This window comes from Streptomyces sp. NPDC094147 (assembly GCF_044764265.1).
Classification (GTDB): Bacteria; Actinomycetota; Actinomycetes; order Streptomycetales; family Streptomycetaceae; genus Streptomyces.
Window position 1 is genome coordinate 39,616 of the sequence record NZ_JBIWHT010000034.1, and the last position, 19,089, is coordinate 58,704.

Below are 19,089 nucleotides of genomic sequence, written 5' to 3' on the forward strand. Positions count from 1 at the left end.
TGGGTGATTGGTTGAGTGGATGAGGTGATGGCGTGGCTGTGCCCAGGCCAGGCCCCGGCCGCGTGACGGTGTGCTCAGCGAGCGGGCGGCGGGAAGAAGCCGGATGCGACGAAGTAATCGGCGTACGTACGGATGAGCGCGCCGTCCAGGGCCGGGAACGCGGGTCCCGAGTCCGCGAGGCCGGTCAGGGTGTTGGTCCGGTCGAGACGGATCTGCCCCAGGCGGGAGAGCGCGGGCAGGGTGTCGGTAAGCAGCACGGCCGCGTCGAGGAGTCCCGCGCCTCTCGCCCGGTCTGCCTCGGCGTCCGCCTGCCGGCGCAGGGCCCGGGTCCAGTCGTCGAGGTCCATGGTGTCCAAGTGGTAGCCGTACGCCCGCAGATGGCTGAGGACCGTGTCGAAGGGGACGGGTTCGGGGCACGTGAGGTGGTGCGCCAGACCGAGGCTGCCCGGGCGACGGGAGAGCTGGACGAGGGCGGCCGCGGCGTGGTCCACGGGAATCAGGTCGACCACGGGCGGCGGGTCGTCCTGACCGGCCGGGCGCGGCGCGGCCCCGATGACGAGCATGGCCCGTACGAGCTGCCAGAGCACGTCCCTGCTGGAACCGGCCCCGCTGGCGGTGTGTCCGCTCACCCGGCCGAACCGGTACACACTCACTGGGAGCCCCCGCTCGGCCGCCTCCCACACGAGCTGCTCCGCCACCCACTTGCTGGCCGTGTAGCCGTTGGGCATGACGGACTCCGGCCGTACCCGGTGGGACTCGGGCACGGGGCCGAGGCTCTCGAAGTCCTCGTCGGTGCTCACGGACACCGCGGCCGTCGAGATGTAGTGGACCGGGGCCGGAACCGAGCGGGCCGCGAGGCGCAGCACCTCCTGGGTGCCGGACACATTGGCCGCCCTCAACCGGGCATACGGTTCAACCGCGTTGACCCGCGCGCCATTGTGATAGACGACGTCGGTCAGGGCGGCCAGGGCGTCGAATCGCTCCGGGGAGAGGCCGAGCAAGGGCTTTTCAAGATCGCCGGGCACGGGCACGATCCGGCCACGGGTGAACTCGTTCCACAGCCCGTACTCCACCAAACTCCGCCGGATGCGCGCGGCTGCCTGCTCGGTGTCGTCCGCGCGGACCAGACAGTGGATGTCGGCACTCGTACGGTCGAGGAGTTCGTTCAGGAGGAAGGAACCGAGGAAGCCCGTCGCGCCCGTCAGCAGGATGTTCTCGTGGTCCGTCACGTCGCCGGACGGCCGGTCCCGTCGGGGCTCGACGGTGATCCGCGGGTCGAGCACAGCCTCAGCCACGAGGTCGGCCGGGACCGGACCGTGTGCGGAAGTGTCTGCCACATCCGGGTCCGCCGACGTGTTCACCCCGTCGACGGCCTCCAACAGCGTGGCCACTGACTGCCGTTCGAAGAGGGTACGGACGGGTAGTTCCACCCCGAGGCGGCGGCGGATCCCGCTGATCACCCGGGTCACGAGCAGGGAGTGCCCGCCCAGGGCGAAGAAACTGTCGTCGATGGTGACCTGCGGGACGTCCAGAACCTCGGCGTACAGCTCGCACAGGATGCGCTCGCGCGGATTGCGCGGCGCCCGGCCCGTCGACAGCGTCCCGAGGTCCGGCGCCGGGAGCGCGGCCCGGTCCACCTTGCCCGTTGCGGCGACCGGCAGCGCGTCAAGGACCGTCACCGAGGCAGGGAGCATGTAGTCGGGCAACAGACGGGCCAGATGGGACCGCAGCTCAAGCCCGTTCAGGTCCGCCGAGTGTCCGGCGGGCACGGCGTATCCGGCGAGGCAGACGGCGCCGCGGCTGTCCTTGCGGGGGACGACCACGGCCTGCGCCACGTCCGGGTGGGCGCTCAGGACGGCCTCGACCTCGCCCGGCTCGATCCGGAACCCCCGTATCTTGACCTGACCGTCGGCGCGGCCTATGTACTCCAGTTCCCGGTCGTTGTTCCAGCGAACGATGTCGCCGGTGCGGTACATCCGGGAGCCGGGGGCGCCAAAGGGATCGGCCACGAACCGGTCAGCCGTCAGCCCCGGCCGGTGCAGATAGCCGCGGGCAAGACCGGCCCCGGAGACGTGCAACTCGCCGGGGATCCCGGGCGGCACCAGACGCAGGTCGCGGTCGAGGACGTAGGTGCTGGCGCCCACGGTGGGGGTGCCGATCGGAGGCGTACCGCCGCCGGAGAGAGGGGAGCTGAGCGTGGCACACACGGTTGTCTCGGTCGGTCCGTAGCCGTTGATGAAACGGCGTCCGGCCGACCAGCGCCGGACCGTGTCACCGGACGACGCCTCGCCCGAGACGATCAGTGAGGACAGGGAGGCCAGCTGAGCGGGCTCCATCACGGTCAGCGCGGCCGGGGGCAGCGTCGCGTGGGTGACGGCGTGCCGCTCGACCAGGGCGGCCAGATTGGGCCCGGGCGCGGTGAGTTCCGCCGGTGCCATCACCAGCGTGGCCCCGGTCAGCAGTCCGCCGCACAGTTCCCACACGGCCCCGTCGAAGCTGTGGGAGGCGAACTGGAGGATCCGGCTCGACGCCGTTACCCCGAACCGCCGCAGCTGCGCCTCGACGACCCCGGAGAAGCCGGAGTGGGTCACCACGACGCCCTTGGGGTGGCCGGTGGACCCGGAGGTGTAGATGGCGTACGCGGGGCTCGTGTCCGTCAGCGGGCGCACCCGCTCGCCGTCGGTGACGTCCGTCTCCCGGCACAGGCCGATGGCGTGCCGGGTCTCGGTCCGGTCCAGGACAACGCGGCGCGTGCCAGGGGTGCTGGGAACATCCGTCAGGGGTAGCGAGGTGCCGGAGTCGGTAAGCAGCAGCGCCGGACGGACGTCCCCGAGCATGAACCGGAGCCGTGCCGCGGGGTAGTTCGCGTCCAGCGGCAGATACGCGCCTCCCGCCTTCAGTACGGCGAGGGTGGCGATGACCGAGTCGGCCGTACGGGGCAGTGCTATGGCCACGTACCGCTCGGGGCCGATGCCGCAGCCGACGAGATACCGGGCGAGCCGGTTCGCCCGGGTGTTCAGCTGACGGTAGGTCATCTTCCGCGCGGGTCCCACGCCGTCGTCGAAGAGCAGCGCCGTTGCCTCGGGCGTCCGCTTGACCTGCGCCTCGAACAGATCGGGCAGGGGCAGTCGCGGTATGTCCCGCAGACTGTCGCGGCTCTGCGCAAGGAGTCTTTCCCGCTCGTCGGGGAGGACCACGTCCAGCGTGCCGATCCGCTGCCCGGGGTCGGTGGTGACCGCGTCGAGGAAACGCAGGAACCGGTGGATGAGCCGCTCGACGCTGTCCCGGTCGAACAGGTCGGTGCTGTACTCAGCCACCCCGTCCATGCCCTGCGGGCGCTGGTCGGCGCCCTGGCGCTCCCGCAGGCTCAGCGAGAGGTCGAACCGGCAGGCACCGGTGCTCACCGCGCGCTCCCCGACGGTCAGGCCCGGCAGCTCCGGCACACCCTGTGGAGCGTTCTGGAGGGCGAGCATCACCTGGAACAGGGGGTGGTGGGCCATCCCGCGCGCCGGGGCGAGGGCGTCCACCAGTCGCTCGAACGGGATGTCCTGATGGGCGTACGCGGCCAGGTCGGTCTCCCGTACCCGGGCAAGGAGATCTCGGAAGGCGGGATTCCCCGAGGTGTCGGTGCGCAGCACCAGGGTGTTGACGAAGAACCCCACAAGACCGTCCAGGGCATGGTCCGTGCGGCCCGCGACCGGGGTACCGATCGCGATGTCGTGGCCCCCGCCCAGTTTGGTCAGCAAGGTGGCGAGCGTGGCGTGCACCACCATGAACGGGCTCGCCCCGCACCGCCCTGCCACGTTCACGATCCGCCGGTGCAGATCGGCGTCCACGGTGAAGTGCAGGGTGTCGCCGCGGTGGGAGGCGGTCTGCGGCCGGGGCCGGTCCAGGGGGAGTTCAGTGCGCTCGGGCAGCCCGGTCAGGGCACCGGTCCAGTAGGCGATCTGGCGGGCGGCCGGACTGCCGGGGTCGTCCTCGTTGCCCAGGAGCTGCCGCTGCCACAGGGTGTAGTCCGTGTACTGGACCGGCAGGGACTCCGCGTCGGGGACTTCACCGGAACGGCGCGCGGCGTAGGCGGTGGCGAGGTCCTGCCACAATGGTGCCAGCGACCATCCGTCACAGGCGATGTGGTGGACGGTCAGCGCCAGGACGTGGCGGCCCGGGGCCGTGGTGAACAGATGAGCCCGGACGGGGATTTCGTTCCCCAGGTCGAACGGGCGGCGCACCGCCGCGGCCACCGCCGCGTCGAGTTCCGCAGGCGCCACCATGCTGCTGTCCAGCGGCGGCCGTGCGGCCGCGCCGTCCAGGACGAGCTGCCGGGGCACGCCGGCTGTTTCGGGAAAGACCGTCCGCAGGCTCTCGTGGCGCTCCGTCACATCGGCAAGGGCGGCTTCGAGAGCTGCCCGGTCCACCTCGCCCTCCAACTCAAGGACGAGCGGGACGTTGTACGTGGCGCCCCGCCCCTGGAGCCGGTCGAGGAACCACAGGCGGCGCTGCGCGAAGGACAGCGGTATCTCATCGGGGCGCTCCCTGGGCAGGAGCGGGGGCCGGTCCCCCGCCGATGCCTGACGCACGGCCTCGGCCAGACCGGCGACGGTCGGAGCTTCGAAGACGCTGCGCACCGGCAGCTCCAGGCCGAGCGCCGACCGCAGCCGGGAGCTGAGGCGGGTGGCCGACAGGGAGTGCCCCCCTAGCGCGAAGAAGCTGTCGTCGATGGTGACCCTGGACACGCCCAGGATGTCGGCGAACAGCCCGCACAGCAGCTCTTCGAGAGGGTCGCGGGGCTGCCGTCCGTCCTCGGCGGAGCGGATGTCGGGCTCAGGAAGGCGGCGCCGGTCCACCTTGCCGTGCGGCGTCAGTGGCAGGGCCTCAAGGACCACCGTGGCGGCCGGGACCAGGTACTCGGGCAACCGCTCACGCAGGAAGGCGCGGACCGAAGAGACCAGGGCACCGGTGTCGCGGACGGTCGCGGGGGCGTTGACCAGCGAGGCCGGCGCCGTACCGGCCGGTGTTGGGGCACCGCCGCCGGGTGCGCCGGGCGGGCGGCGGGTCACCACGACGTCCAGGGTGTCATCAGCAGTGGCGGACCAGATGACGGAGGCCCGAAGCCCCAACCCGGCGGCAAGCTCGTGCACGTGCTCAAGGACGAGGGTCTCGGCGTCGTCCTGACCGCCCAGGGAGCGGATCCGGCCCGTGCCGCCCTCACCGTCCAGTGCCCGCAACGCCGCGGTGACGGGTGCGATCCGGCTGTCGGGCATCCCTGTCACCCGGATGTCGGCAGGCCGTCCGGCATCGAGGCGGTCGGCCAGCGATTCCAGGTCCGAGACGTCCCGGCCCCACCGCAGCTCTTCCACGGGAAGAACGGGATCGGCTCCGCCCGCGGCCTTACGCAGGACGGCATCGTAGCGATAGCGGGTCAGCTCGTTGACGTACCGTCCCCGCTTCACCCGAACCTCGCTGCCGCCGATGCCGGGGACAGCAGCCGCCAGTTCGGTGAAGAATGCCGGGTCGACCAGGAGCTCCTTCTCCCGGACCATGCCGTGATCGACGGCCGCGCGGAGCGCGCCAGGGCTCGACGGCAGGTCCGGGCGGCGCAGCTGGACATCGGTGTGAAAGGTGCGAAGGAGGCGCAGGTTGCGTACGTCCCCGACGAAGACGGACCCACCGGGGACGAGCAGCTCGACGGCCTTGGCCAGGACGTCCATGAGGTAGTGGGCGTCGGGGAAGTACTGGGTGACGGAGTTGATGACGACAGTGTCGAAGAAGCCGACGGGCAGGCCGCTGATGTCGTCGGCCGCTCGGGTGCTCAGTTCGACCCGGTCCGCGAGCGAGGCATCTCGGCGCACCAGTTGGGTCAGTGCCTCGATGGCTTGACCTGACAGGTCCGTTCCCCAGTAGGTCTCGCACCGCTGAGCCAGCTGGGACATCAGAAGGCCGGTGCCCACTCCGATCTCCAGGACTCGACGTGGGTTCAGTTCGCGGATCCGCTCCACGGTCGCGTCGCGCCACTCCCGCATCTGCTCCGGCGGGATGGGCTGCCCGTCATAGCTGCTGTGCCAGCCGGAGAAGTCCTCGCCGAAGGGCGTCCGCGCGACATCGCTGTAGAGCGAGTCGTAGATAGCCCGCCACTCGCTCACCGCGTCCGCGTGCGCGGTGCCCTGCTCGGGCCCGGTCTCATCAGCGGGGACGACATAGCCGACGAGCCGTTTGTGTCCGGGCCGGTCCTCCCTGGTCACGACCGCGGCCTGGGCGACCCCCGGGTGCTCCGAGAGGACGGCTTCCGCCTCGCCGGGCTCGACACGGAAACCGCGGATCTTCACCTGGTCGTCGCTGCGGCCCACGAACTCCAGCAGACCGTCCGTCCCGCGGCGCACCAGGTCACCGGTGCGGAAGAGCCGGGCGCCGGGCTGTCCCAGCGGGTCGGCGACGAACCGCTCGGCGGTCAGAGCCGGGCGATTCCAGTAACCACGGGCCAGGCCCGAGCCGCCGACGTACAGTTCGCCGACCTCACTCGGCGGCACCGGGCGCAACTGCCGGTCGAGGACCTCGGTGCGCATGCCCGACATGGCGGCTCCGATGGGAACCACGGTGCCCGGGGCACCGGCGTCGGCTACCCGGTGGCAGGTGGCAAACGTCGTCGTCTCGGTCGGCCCGTAGCCGTTGACGACCGCCGTGCCCGGACAGGCCCGCAGGACCCGCCGGACGGCTGCGGGTGAGACGGCGTCGCCGCCGGTCCACACCTCGCGCGCGCCGCGGAAGCACTGCGGGTCCTCCTCCGCCAGTACGGAGAACAGCCCGGCGGTCACCCACAACCCGGTGATCCCCGCGTCCGAGACCGCCGAGGCGATGCCCCGGGCGTCCAGTTCGCCCGGAGGCGCGATCACGACCGTCCCGCCGCACAGCAGCGGCACCCACAGTTCGTAGGTGGACGCGTCGAAGGCGTGTGGCGAGTGCAGCAGGACCCGCTCGTGGGCACCGCCGCGCCAGGCCTGGTCCCGGGCCAGACCCACGACGTTCTCATGGGTCACCGCCACGCCCTTGGGCATACCGGTGGAGCCGGAGGTGAACATCAGGTAGGCGAGCTGCCGCGGTTCGGCAGGGATGCCAGGGGATGCCGGGCCCTCGTCACCGTCCGATGTGCCGAGAGGCAGCGGCAGGACCCGTGGCCCGGCGCCGAACTCCGCCTGGGGACGGGGGCTGTCCGTCAGGATCAACCGGGATCCGGTCTGCTCGACCATCCACTGCAGCCGCGATGCGGGTTGCCGTGAGTCCAACGGCACATAGCAGCCGCCGGACTTGACGATGGCGAGCAGAGACACCACGAGCTCGGCCGAGCGTTCCATCAGGACCGCCACCGTGGAACCCGGACCCACCCCCTCCGTCGCAAGGCGCCGGGCCAGGCGGTCGGAACGGGCGTCGAGTTCCCGGTACGTCATGGCCGTGTCCTCCTCGGCGCCGCAGATCAGTGCGGTCGCATCGGGAGACAGCTCAGCCTGTCGCACGAAGGCTTCCGGGAGCGTCGCGGGCGACGCGGTGGCGTCGGACGGGCCGGGACGTCCGAGGGGGACGTCGGAGCGCGGAGCATCGGCCGAGGGCCGGGGTGGGAGGGAGTGGTGCTGTGCGGACACGCGTCAACTCCTCTGCGCGGGCTTCCCGGAGCACGGCGGTGCCGGCATGCCGGCCGGCCGCACAGGGGAAGGGCACACTCAGTCGTCTGGTGAATGCGTAATCGAACGATGCGTAGCGATCATGTCGCAGAACGTTGCGACGCGGGTCGGTGCGGTGGCCAATTCGGCCGTTCTTGTAGCTGACTGATCGGTCGTGTTGGGCCTTGTGGTCAATCCGCAGGTGCGGTCGCTTCTGGAGGCGGTCCCGCCGGGGCGCGAGCCCCGGCCGCGCCACCGGACCGCAGGGCGCAGCCGTGAGGTCATCCTTCAGATATGAGGCCCGGAGATTGGCCGGAATGCAGCTCCGAGAGGCGGTTGGTAGGAAATGTCTGACGAAGCTCCGGCGTGCTCCGCGCTGTGCTGGGAAGATCGCGCTCGCTATCGGCAATGCGGCACAGGGAGGCCGCAAGCCCCAGGCGGGGCACCGTCGTCAGTACGCGTGGGCGGGAGCTTGGGGCTCAACGGCTGTACTCTCTCCGTGCTCCTCGCGCGCCCCTATGAGCACTTGCGTCACCTCCCGTGCCCGCGATGACCATGCAGATACGTACCGGCGATCCACTGCAGGGGAGGCCTGGGACCATGACTGCCGACAGGCGCGGAGTCACAGCTGAAGTGGTCGGAGAACTCTACGATGAGGGAACCGAGTTATTGAGCGCCCTCATGGGAGGGAGCCTGCACTACGGATACTGGGATGGCTCCGCCGACACCGGTTCCATGGCCGAGGCATCCCGGCGAATGACCGACTTCATGATCGACAGGCTCACGGTGCGCAGGGGCCGACGGGTGCTGGACGTCGGCTGCGGCACCGGCCGCCCGGCCCTCCAACTTGCCCGTTCCACGGGCGCGGAAGTCGTCGGCGTCACCATCGGCCGTGAACAGGTCCGGCTGGCGAACCTGGCGGCCGCGGCCGAAGGCCTGGACAGGCAGGTGATGTTCGAACACGGCGACGCGGCTGACCTTCGCTTCGCCCCCGAGTCCTTCGACGCGGTGTGGCTGTTCGAGTCGCTGTTGCACATGCCCGATCCGCAGCACGTACTGAAGCAACTCGCCACAATCCTGCGCCCCGGCGGCCGCCTCGTCATCGCGAACCTGGTGCAGCGAGCCCGACTCACCAAGGCCGAGGAGGCCGGCCTCGCGGCGTACCTTCAGATGACCGGCATCGCCTCGATCGCCCCGCTGGACGATTATCCCGGCCTGGTCACCCACAGCGGGCTCGTACTGCACGAGCTCCTCGACGTCTCCGAACACAGCGTCCGCAGGACTCTCGAGTGCGTCCTCGCCGGGCTCTCCGACGCCGTGGTCCCCGAGGTCGCGGAGACCGACGCGGCGAGCGAGGCACTCCGGCACGCAAGGGCCATCGTGGAGCAATTCGCCGCGAAACGGGGCATCGGGTACGCGCTGGCCGTCGCCTTGGGACCGGCGCGATAGCGGGTGACTGGCGAGGGGGTGGCCGCACTCGCGGAAGAGCTGTCTTGCCGCCGCGGCGGCCGTTGGCCCGACAGTTCTCTTTGCGGCCGCCCAGCCGCGGTTGTTCACTCGCGGTCGCGCCGGCCTGCCGCTGCCCGCCTGCGGTCGTCCGGCTTCCTGGCCGCTCGCCCCGCTCGTCCGCCCTGCCGTGTGCCGGCCTCTGCGCACCGGCGCTGCTGCAGTCGCGACCCTGGATGGGTGTGTGTGAAGAGAGTTCCTCGGTTCCATCCTCAACAGCCGCGTCCAGTAGATCTGTTCACGCCCGATGTGCTTCGACTCCCTGCGGTATCCGCCTACCGGCAGCTATGCGGAGCTTGTCTGCGCCCCGGTGTGGCGTGGCGTGCCTACGAGAGCCTCGGCCTCATCGGCGAGACCCGCTCCTCGACCCTCGCGCCCCTGTGGGAGTTGACCGCCCCTGGAGTGAACTCCCGGTCGGCACAACGCCCGAAGGTGTCTGCATGTGCCGGGCTTGCCAGCGCGGGCGCTGCGGCGCAGTCACCCCCCAACAGCTCCTCATGGAACACCGCCGCGCAAACTTCTCAGGTGGATCTTCAGGCCGTTCTCGGCCCGACCTCGCGCCGACCGGTACGACCCTAGGTAAGCGCAGGTGCGACCGTGTGTTCGCCACTGGCGACAGAGTGTGGTCGTTCGCTGCCCACCGCTCGTCCTGCACCAGGAGCTTTCGGATCACTCAGAACATTGGCTGAAATGCGCGTACTTCATATCCAATAGCCGAATGAATCTCTCCGGGTACCGGATGTCCGCGGCCACCGGGTGAGAAGATCCGTTCGTTTGTGCCCGCTGCGTGTGCCCAGTTGTGCAGGGAGAGTCAATGGAAGCTGCTGCTCTCACACCGGACACGGGAGTTGCCGCCGAGATGGTGGGACGGCCCGTGCGCTTCGAGTCTCGGAGGTACCAACCTACAGACAGCTACGCCGACATCGCTTGCGACAAGATCCGGCGCGGGAGCGAGGTGCTGGGTGCGAGCGAGAGCGAACGGCGGTCGCGACTTGCCCTGGTCCGCGAGCTGTTCGGTGCCTGGGGTGAACTCCCCGCAGGGAAACCGCCCGAGCGCGCATGCTGGGTCGCCATCGACGGCATGCCTTTCGAAGTCTCGTTGGCCTGGGCCGATGGCCAGAGCGAGCTGCGCCTTTCGTTCGAAAGCCCGAGTCACCCGGGTACTTCTCTGGCCCGTCAGGAAGACGGCAGGGCTTTCACCCGCAGCCTGGCCGGCCGTCCGGGGGTCTCGATCGAGCGGTATCTCGCCGTCGAGGACCTCTTCATCGACCGGGACCCGCGCGGATACTTCTCGCTCTCCCACGGGGTCGCCTGGCGGCGGGGCGGACACCCGCTCTACAAGCTCTATCTCAACCCCGCCGTCGCCGGCCGCGAGTACGCTGTCGCTCGCACGGAGGAGGCCATGATCCGGCTGGGCATGGAACGCCCATGGCGCGCCCTCGCCGACCACCTGGGCGGCGTCCACGGCATCGCGCACGAGCCTGCCGCACTGGCCCTGGACCTGTCCGACACCCAAGAGGCCCGCTGCAAGGTCTACCTCGCACACACAGGTGTGACAGCCGACGACATCGACGCCCAGTCGGCCGTCGCCCGCGATCACATACCTGGTTCCTTCGCCCGTGCTCTCAAACTCGTCACCGGACACCGCGAGCCCGGATGGCAGAAGCCCCCCGTCACCTGCTGGGGCTTCAGCTCTGCTCAGAACGCGCCGAGCGCCACGCTCTATGTGCCGCTCATCCCCGGTCACAGCGACGACGCGACCGCACACGACCGCGTGGCGGCCTTCATGCGCGAGGAGAACGTGGACCCGGCGTCCTACACGGCCGCTCTCCATGCCCTGACGGACGGTCCGCTGACGGAGTCGGGGACCCAGAACTTCCTCTCCTACCGCGGCGGTTCGGCCCCGCGCTTCGCCGTCTACCTCGCCCCGGGCACGTACCGCCCGGCCTGACGGCGGTGACCGGCAGGGCGCCACACCCCGGCCGGCCACCAGGCGTGACCGAGAGGTTTCCGCACCGCCGCACGCCGTCCCGCAGGTCTCCCCAGGCACAACATTCACTGCTGTGCCGCCGTGCCGTTTCCCCGTCAGGAGGACATGTGTCGCAAGAGAGCCCCGGCCCCATTGCCCAGCAGGCCGGTCCGATCGCCCCCGAACAAGTCGGCGCCTGGTACGACCAGTTCGGTGACGTCTATCACCAGACCATCGGCGACAGCCTGCACTGCGGCCTCTGGGTGCCCCCGGACGCGCCGCCCCCTGCCAGCTTGGATCTGGTCACCCTGTCCTCCGAGGCGCAGGACCGGTACACGGACTACCTGATCAGCGTCCTCCACCTCCGGCCCGGACAGCGCTTCCTGGACATCGGCTGCGGTCCGGGCCGCCCGGCCGCCCGGCTGGCAGAGCTGACCGGGACATACGTCACGGGTATTTCCGTGAGCAAGGAGCAGATCGACCGTGCCAACCGTCTGGCGGCCGGCTCCGAACGGCTCGCCTTCGAGGTCGCCGATGCCACTCGGCTCCCCTACGACGACGAGTCGTTCGATGGCGCCTGGGCCGTGGAGAGTATCGGGCACATGGACCGGGCCAAGGCCCTGAAAGAGGCATGGCGCGTGCTCCGGCCCGGCGGTGAGTTCCTGGTCTTGGAGGCCGTGCTCACCGCCGAGCCGACAGAGGCCGATACCGCCCTCTACGATCAGGTCCTCGCCAGCAATCTCCCTCTGCGCATGCCGGAGTTCTTCGGTCTGGTCGAGGACGCGGGCTTCCACACCCTTGAACTCAAGGACCTGACAGCCAACCTCGCCTTGAGCATGGACGTGATGGAGCTTGTCTTCCACGACCGGAGCGAGGAGATGGGCGAACGGTTCGGGCCCGAGTTCGCCGGGCAGATGGGTGCGGCCCTGCCGCGCGTTCGTGCGCTGATTCGCGAGAAGATCCGCTTCTTCCTGCTGCTGCTCCGCAAGTGAGCGCTTTCCAACCTAGCGACGCCGACCGCCAGTTGGACACTGCTGCGTGAACGACGAAGCTCCTGGTAGATGCATTCTCGACCAAGATCGCCCGCTTCCGCCAGGAGCTTGGCGGGCGCTGTCAACTTGTGGTGTTGGGTGGGTGGTTGGGGTGTGCACGGGGTGATGGTGTGGCTCCCGGGGTGCTGTCAGGCGCCCGCGAGGGTGTAGCCGGTGATGTGGTTCCCGCTCGCTCAGCGCGCCGGGCCCGGGCTGGACCGGACGTAGGAAACCGGGTGACCTGAGCTGCGGAGAGTCGTTGACCTGGCGGAGAAACGCACGAAGGGTCCCGGGGTCTGACGACACAGCCCCGGGCCCCTGCGCGTTAGAGCATCGGCCGGACGGAATTCACTGTGCCGCCCGGGTGGCATATCGGGCGGCACAGCGCAATGGGCGCCCGCAGCCCACACCGCGGGCGCACCACCTGCCTACCACGCCACCGGCCCCCTCCACGCCCCCGACCCGGTTGCACAGGGCCATACGGGACCACACCGAACCTGTCGGGATGGACAGGGATACAAGCCGTTAGAGTGACCGAGTCCGGAGCGGGTGGCTGACCAGCATGGTCAGCGACGGAACGCGCGTCCCGGACACGTCGGCAACCAGCCGGTTGTCTCTACGCAGGTTCGTTGGTACGGCGGTACCGACAAACCTGCGTACAGACAGGCCAGTTACCGGTCCGGCCATCTCGCAGCCGGCTTCTTCTCCCCGCACTCCGGGGACGCTTCGTGCAGCGCGGTCTGCTCAAGGAGATCCACCAAGTCGGCGTGCGGCCGGGCCGCTTCCTCGCGCAGGGCCCGGCACCCGGGACAGTTCCACTTCATACCGCCCATCCTCGGCCAGCCACAGCCCCGCGCCAGGCCGCTCCGAACATCCGGGCCAGGCCGTGGTTCCACCATGCAGGCAGGACAGGCAGCCAGGCCGTGCCTCCCCCTGTCCGACCAGCAGGTTGAGCCGGACGACGCAGACAGGATCAACCCACCCCCAGACCCTGCCCCACCACCGGAGACCCCGACCCCAACGGCCTCCCGCCCGGCCAGGGCCCCCACCCCACAGTCGCCACAGTCGCTCCCCCGGCGGCCCCGGGCGAGACGGTCGCGGACCGAACCCCGCTCACGGTGGCCGCACCTGCCGGGCACAGGCACACGCCAGCCTTTCGGGAAAGCCAGAAGTCCGGCAGTCCCGGAGTGGGAGTTCCGGACTCTGTAGGCCAGCCACTTGGAAGCGGTACCGAGCGCAGTGGGCCCGGCATGCGGACGACCGCCACCCGGATCACCCAGTCGCCGTCTCGTCGAAGACAGTCGCGAAATGGACGGCAGCGCCGACAGCCGCGTGCTTGTGGCCGCCGCGCGGCACGCGCCGTGCCCCGCGCGGGTGGGATCCGGCAGATTCGGGATGCACGCACCCGCCGCAGGGAGCAGCGCGCCGTGGAGAAAGGCTGGCGCTCTCCGCTCGCTGCCCTGGCTAAGGCCGGCGCTCCCGTGTGAAGACGCCGCAGGTCGGGGTGCGGAGACCGAGGAAGGTCTACGCGTCCCGACGAGCGGGCGATTGCCCCGATTGCGGCAACACCTCTTTGTCAGAGGCGATTTGAGGGCACGCTGAGCGGCATGGCCGACGACACGAGCACGCCTCCGATCGAGGCGGACGAGTACGACCCGGAGCGCAGGCCCCCCGAGGAGCAGCTGCTGCCCGCGTACCTGGTGGACCGGATCTGCCAGGCGCTGCGGCTGGCCGGACTGCCGCTCGCGGTGGAGACCCGCGACGCGGGGGTGTTACCTGGAACGGGAAGGCCCGATGCGGGCCCGATCGATCACGTCGTGATCAGCTGGCACACCACGGGCCGGTGTCAGTGGAAGCCGAGCATGCCGGGTGAGTCAATATCGACGGTGACGACGCCGGGCGGGTAGGCGTCCTCGTTATCGGTCAGCAGGATCGACATGCCGGTGAACTCCGCCCTGGGCAGTGCGCAGTACAGGGCGTGGCAGGTGTCGGGGCCGCCGTAGCCGTCGCGGATCATGGTTCCGACGCTCCCCGAGGCGATGGTGTCGAGGGTGTCCACGACGACGGAGGACAGGGCCAGGATCCGGCGGGAGAGCTGCTCTTCTTCGGCTTCGGCCTGCATCAGGCACAGAGCCGGGACGTTGAGCCGGTCCCCGGGGGTGCGGGCCATGTTCCCGGCCAGCAGACTCAGGGCCTTGTGGCCGGCGGCCAGGGCCTTCACAGCACTGGTGTCGAGGATGATCACGCCGCGCTGCTCCCGGCGTTCCCCGTGTTGCGGGCCTTCTCGGCCGCCAGCCTGTAGATGTTGCCCAGCACGTTCGGAGCTTGGTCGAAGTCCTCATCGCTGAGCTCCACGCCCAGCATCCCGCGGACCGTCTCGCGGTCCGCGGCCAGACGCTCCGCACGCTGGGCAGCCGTCGGCTGCTCAGCAGCCAGCGCTTCGACCAGCTGCCCCAGACTCACACCCCGCTCCCGTGCCAGCTCGGCCAGATGGTCACGAGTCTCCCGCGGAACCTGAATCGTCGTCGTTGCCATAGCACCACTATAGAGCCATTACAGAAGCCGTGGAGCACATACAACCCACCACTCAATGCAGCCGTGGCCGAGATGGCGAGCGATGAGAAACGCTGACCGGGCTCAACCGCGGCCTGCTCCAGCCTCGCACCCTGTGGGGCTCGAAGCGAGGCCGCGGGTACGCAGGAGCCTGCGGCGCACGCGGTCGTGCAACACCGCTGGCTGTTCCTGGGCTTCGGGTGGTCGTTGGTCTCGTGACCGGTGTGGCCGGTGGCGGTTGTAGTGCTCTGATACTCGGCGAGGACCTGGTGGGCGTGGGCTCCATTCATGATCAGGACGTGGTCGAGGACCTCACGCCGGATCGTGCCGATCACTCGCTCGCAGTAGGCATTCATGCGCGGCGCGTGGGGAGCACTGAGCAGCGTCTCGATGTCCTCGGCTTCGAAGACGGCGTCGAAGCAGTCGGTGTACTTGCTGTCGCGGTCGCGGAGAGCGAAGCGGAGCGACTCGACGCGAGTGCCGAGGTCGCCGATGAGTTTGCGGGCTTGCTGGGTGGCCCACTGTGCGGTGGGGTGGGCAGTGACTTCGGTGATGTGGAGACGGCGGGTGCCATGTTCGAGGAACGCCAGCGCGTACAGCCGTCTGCCGGTGACCGTGTCGATGTGGAAGAAGTCGGCCGCGATGATCCTCTCGGCCTGGGCGGTGAGGAATTCGCGCCGGCTCGGGCCCGTGCGGCGCGGGGCCGGGCCGATGCCGGCCGCGTGCAGGATCTCCCAGACGGTGAACGGCGCGATCAGGTGCCCCAGCCGGGCGAGTTCACCCTGGATCCGCCGGTGGCCCCACTGCGGGTTCTCCTCTGCCAGGCGCAGCACCGGCTTCTTGAGCGCGGCGGCGGTGGGTGGGCGCCCGGTGCCTCGGCGTTGGTCGGAGTAGTCCCACTTCTTGGCCATCAGCCTGCGGTGCCAGGCCAGGAGCGTCCCCGGCGTGTTCGACACCCTTGGTCATGTCCCGGCGCAACAGCACCGCAGGCACAGACAGCAACGCCCGAGTGGCCCGGTACAGCATCGAAATGATCACCGATGCAGCATCCCAGCCACCACGGAGGGGCCTTGCGCGCGGCGCGGACTCCCACCTGCAGCGATGACTTTACGAGCCCCGCAGGCTGTCTACGGCGGGCGATCGTGATGATCTTCCGGCTGGAAGCGGGACAGGGGAAAACCCCACAGGCCAAGTCACCGACGGCCATGGACTTCGAGGCTTGCGCGTAGGGCGCTCTCCAACGCTCCTTCGATCCAGGCCGGTTTGAGGCTGGTGTGCTCGCCGGCAAAGTGGACCCGGCCTTCGACGGTGCGGGTGCTCGCATGGTGCTCGTGAAGCTGTCCGGGCGTGAAGATGACCGCCTCCCCCAGCGCATAACGGGCCCTGGCCCATGACTGCGTGGCGCCCACACCGGTGAATTCCCGGTAGACCTGCGGCCCGAACATCTTCGCCATGTTGTCGAGCGCGAAGGCATACCGTTCACCTTCGGTGAGGGAGTCCCACCGCATGGCGTCATCAGACCACGTGTACGAGGCGAGGACCACTCCTCCCCTGGATCCCTCCACCAGAGAAGGAAAGTAGGTGAACCGGTTCGGGCTGTCGGAAACGCATCCGCCGCCGGTGAAGCCCTGCGGGCCTCGCTCCCAGAACCGATTCTTGAACTCCAGCAGCACCTTCGTCGCCGAGTCGTAGTGGAGCTCGATGACGGCCCGGCGCTTCGGGTACGACAAGGCGGGCTCGAACTCACAGAACCGGACTGCCGAGAACGGCGCGGTGATGATGGCGTAGTCGCCTTCGAACACCTGCTGGGGCGACTGGGGAGCGCCGTCGCACGAATCCTCGGTACCGGACTCGGCCGTCGTTTCGATCCGCACTCCCCGCGTCGTCTGCGTCAGCTTGGTCATCCGGCGGTTGTACCGGATGGTTCCTTTCAGGCGGGCGGCGAGAGAGTCGGTGAGTGAGGCCGTACCGCCTTCCAATTCCCAGTAGCGGGACGACGGGTTGATGATGGCCCGGTCGAACAGCGCGTTCATCAGGGAGTAGTGGAGGCGCGACGTCTGGTTCTCCAGGGTGCCTGCCGCCTCGATCCGGGCCAGGTCCCAGCCCGCGTACTCCGCCAGATATCGGTGGACGGAATAGTCGTCGAAATCGTGGATGACCTTTGCCCACGCGGCGACCTGCTCATCGATCGTGCCGTGTTGCGCGACCGTCACCGGGGCGAATGCCTTGTCCAGCGTCTGCGACATGGTGGTGGGCACCGACGTTCCGAAGGAGCCGTTGACTTGCTGCGGTGACCTGGCGTACTCGCCGCGGGTCACTTGGACTCCATTGACCCGGATGAGGCTGCGCTGCGTTGCTGCAGGCGCGGTGAACCTGGTGGGCGCGCCGTTGGTCCACTGCTGGCCGGTGAAGGACGTGTGGACCACGGGTGGAACGGTCCCGGTGCCGCGCGCGCCGGGGGCCACGTCCGCGTTGTAGAACAGGTGGCGTTTGATGCCGAGTTTGTCGGCGAGCGCCAGTACCAGTGGGTGGAAGTCCGGCAGCCGCATGGCCCCCGCCTCCGCGTGGAGACTTTTGTCGGAGAACACTCCACGGAAGGTCTTGATGCGGCCTCCGGCCCGGTTGGCGTTGGCTTCCAGGATGGTGACGCGGTGTCCGGCTTCCTTCAGAAGGAGTGCGGTGACCATACCGGCGATTCCGGCACCCACCACGAGGATGTCGCGGGGTGTGGCTGTCCTGGGGAGCCCGTGGTCGATGAGGACGTTCAGGTAACGGAGTTTCAAGTCCTCGCCCCCGTCGCCCACCAGCAGGAGTTCGCGGGCGAGGTCGTGGCTGGCATCGCTCACCCGGTCAGCCGCCCGGGCGTCCGGTGCGGTCCCCAGCAAGGTCCCCGAGGCCGCGGCCCCAGCGGTCAACGCGGCGGCAGCGCCAATGAAACCACGACGCCCGACAGGACTCTGAAAATGATTTTTCACGACAGGGAATCTAGAAGAGCGGCGACAGTGCTGTCAGCGCGAGTGGCAACGACGACCGGATATCGATGTAGCACAGCTTCGAACGATGGGCAGGACTTACGTTGTGATTCCGCGGCTCCCCGGCGTCCACGGATGGTCCCTACGAATGGGTTAACTCCCAGGCGCGACAGGTGAGTTAGCTCCGGCCGCCGCCCGATCCGTTCAAACACCGAAATCCGGCCGTCCTTTACGGGCCGCGCCGTCGGAGCGGCGTTCTGTACCCCAGCGGCCAGGGATACGACCAGTGCCGTCAGGCGAAACACCAGACGTATAGGGGTCTTGCCCATCCTCGGCTCCCGGCAGCCCGTCCTCATTCCGACGCGGCCCCCGGCCACCGGCGGCACCGGAGCGCTGCGCGGACGGCGCCTGGCCCTCCTGGAACACGCCGCAGCCCACAACCTGCACACCGTCATGACCTTCCACCAACGCGTCGAAGAAGCCGAAGCATTCGCCGAGAAACTGCCCAAAACCGCCGCCGCTCTCTACACGGCCGAAGCCACCGGCCAGGCCTTGGCCGCCGCGGGGGCTTTGCCGAAGTCATCGAACGACGCCCGCCTCTACGACCTGGAAGCCGACCGCCACGCCCCACCGGACCGCGTATGGGCAAACTGGCTCTGCGGCGACCACCTCGTGGCCGAACGGCGAGAGGTGCTGCGTCAGTTCGCGAACGGCATCGACGCCAGCGGGCACCGCGTGCACCGCGCCTTCCTCGCCTCCGTACGTGTCCTGGGCGAGGGCGTCGACATCGTCGGCAAGCGCGGCGTCGAAGCCGTGTGCTTCGCCGACACCCGCGGCTCCCAGGTCGAAATCGTCCAGAACATCGGCCGCGCCCTGCGCCCCAACCCCAACGGAACGACGAAGACCGCCCGCATCATCGTGCCGGTCTTCCTCGAACCCGGCGAAGACCCCCACGACATGATCGCCTCGGCCAGTTACGCACCACGCGTCGCCATCCTCCAAGGCCTGCGCTCCCACGACGAACACCTCGTCGAACAACTCGCCTCCCACGCCCTGACCCGCAGCCCACACCAACGACGAGTGCACGTCAGGTGCGACGCGGACGGCCACATCACCGGCGCCGCCAACAGCAACGGCGACAGCGATGGGGACGGCGGTGACGGCGAGGGCCAGAAAGAGGGCGACACGCAGGCGGCTGTCGAGTCCGCGCTGCTGCGCTTCTCCCATCCCCGCGACCCCGCCACCATCGCTGCGTTCTTGCGCACCTGGGTCTACCGGCCGGAATCACTCGTGTGGTTGGAGGGCTACCAGGCGCTAAGAGGTCCTAACAAAGGCGTTGGACGTGTCGGTGTGTGATGAGGCAGGTGGCAAGTCCGAGGAACGCTTCGTGGATGTCATCTCGTCGTTCC

9 protein-coding genes and 2 pseudogenes are annotated in these 19,089 nt (G+C 69.3%); 5 read left to right on the top strand and 6 right to left on the bottom strand.

The window, feature by feature from the left end:
* Positions 1-74: 74 nt before the first annotated feature.
* Positions 75-7,631: an amino acid adenylation domain-containing protein gene (locus tag ACIQ8J_RS31205; protein ID WP_403276205.1), complete on the bottom strand. Its 7,557-nt coding sequence runs from the start codon at positions 7,629-7,631 to the stop codon at positions 75-77.
* Positions 7,632-8,249: 618 nt separating this feature from the next.
* Between ACIQ8J_RS31205 and ACIQ8J_RS31210 the strand changes: the two genes are divergently transcribed.
* The 3 genes from ACIQ8J_RS31210 (at position 8,250) to ACIQ8J_RS31220 (ending at position 12,116) form a co-directional block, all read left to right on the top strand.
* Complete coding sequence (locus ACIQ8J_RS31210) at positions 8,250-9,098, top strand: SAM-dependent methyltransferase (RefSeq protein ID WP_403276207.1); 849 nt, start codon at positions 8,250-8,252, stop codon at positions 9,096-9,098.
* 916 nt (positions 9,099-10,014) lie between these two features.
* Positions 10,015-11,106, top strand: coding sequence for a tryptophan dimethylallyltransferase family protein (locus ACIQ8J_RS31215; RefSeq protein ID WP_403608021.1), 1,092 nt, complete (start codon positions 10,015-10,017; stop codon positions 11,104-11,106).
* Between the two features lie 146 nt (positions 11,107-11,252).
* On the top strand, positions 11,253-12,116 hold the full coding sequence (locus ACIQ8J_RS31220; RefSeq protein WP_403276210.1) for an SAM-dependent methyltransferase: 864 nt from the start codon (positions 11,253-11,255) through the stop codon (positions 12,114-12,116).
* 710 nt (positions 12,117-12,826) lie between these two features.
* Here ACIQ8J_RS31220 and ACIQ8J_RS31225 read toward each other — a convergent pair.
* Complete coding sequence (locus tag ACIQ8J_RS31225; protein ID WP_403276212.1) at positions 12,827-12,979, bottom strand: hypothetical protein; 153 nt, start codon at positions 12,977-12,979, stop codon at positions 12,827-12,829.
* 783 nt (positions 12,980-13,762) lie between these two features.
* Between ACIQ8J_RS31225 and ACIQ8J_RS31230 the strand changes: the two genes are divergently transcribed.
* On the top strand, positions 13,763-14,062 hold the full coding sequence (locus ACIQ8J_RS31230) for a hypothetical protein (protein ID WP_403276214.1): 300 nt from the start codon (positions 13,763-13,765) through the stop codon (positions 14,060-14,062).
* Here ACIQ8J_RS31230 and ACIQ8J_RS31235 read toward each other — a convergent pair.
* From ACIQ8J_RS31235 to ACIQ8J_RS31250, 4 genes and pseudogenes are all read right to left on the bottom strand, one after another.
* On the bottom strand, positions 14,002-14,400 hold the full coding sequence (locus ACIQ8J_RS31235) for a hypothetical protein (protein ID WP_403276215.1): 399 nt from the start codon (positions 14,398-14,400) through the stop codon (positions 14,002-14,004). The genes ACIQ8J_RS31230 and ACIQ8J_RS31235 overlap by 61 nt on opposite strands.
* On the bottom strand, positions 14,397-14,618 hold the full coding sequence (locus ACIQ8J_RS31240; RefSeq protein ID WP_403276217.1) for a hypothetical protein: 222 nt from the start codon (positions 14,616-14,618) through the stop codon (positions 14,397-14,399). The genes ACIQ8J_RS31235 and ACIQ8J_RS31240 overlap by 4 nt, the downstream gene beginning before the upstream one ends.
* A 174-nt stretch (positions 14,619-14,792) precedes the next feature.
* Positions 14,793-15,746 (bottom strand): annotated as a pseudogene (locus ACIQ8J_RS31245) (integrase core domain-containing protein); the annotation flags it as partial.
* Between the two features lie 155 nt (positions 15,747-15,901).
* A complete protein-coding gene (locus ACIQ8J_RS31250) occupies positions 15,902-17,683 on the bottom strand; it encodes a flavin monoamine oxidase family protein (RefSeq protein WP_403608019.1) in 1,782 nt (593 codons plus the stop codon).
* A 387-nt stretch (positions 17,684-18,070) separates the two neighbouring features.
* Here ACIQ8J_RS31250 and ACIQ8J_RS31255 point away from each other — a divergent pair.
* Positions 18,071-18,997, top strand: a pseudogene (locus ACIQ8J_RS31255) (helicase); the annotation flags it as partial.
* Positions 18,998-19,089: the final 92 nt, after the last annotated feature.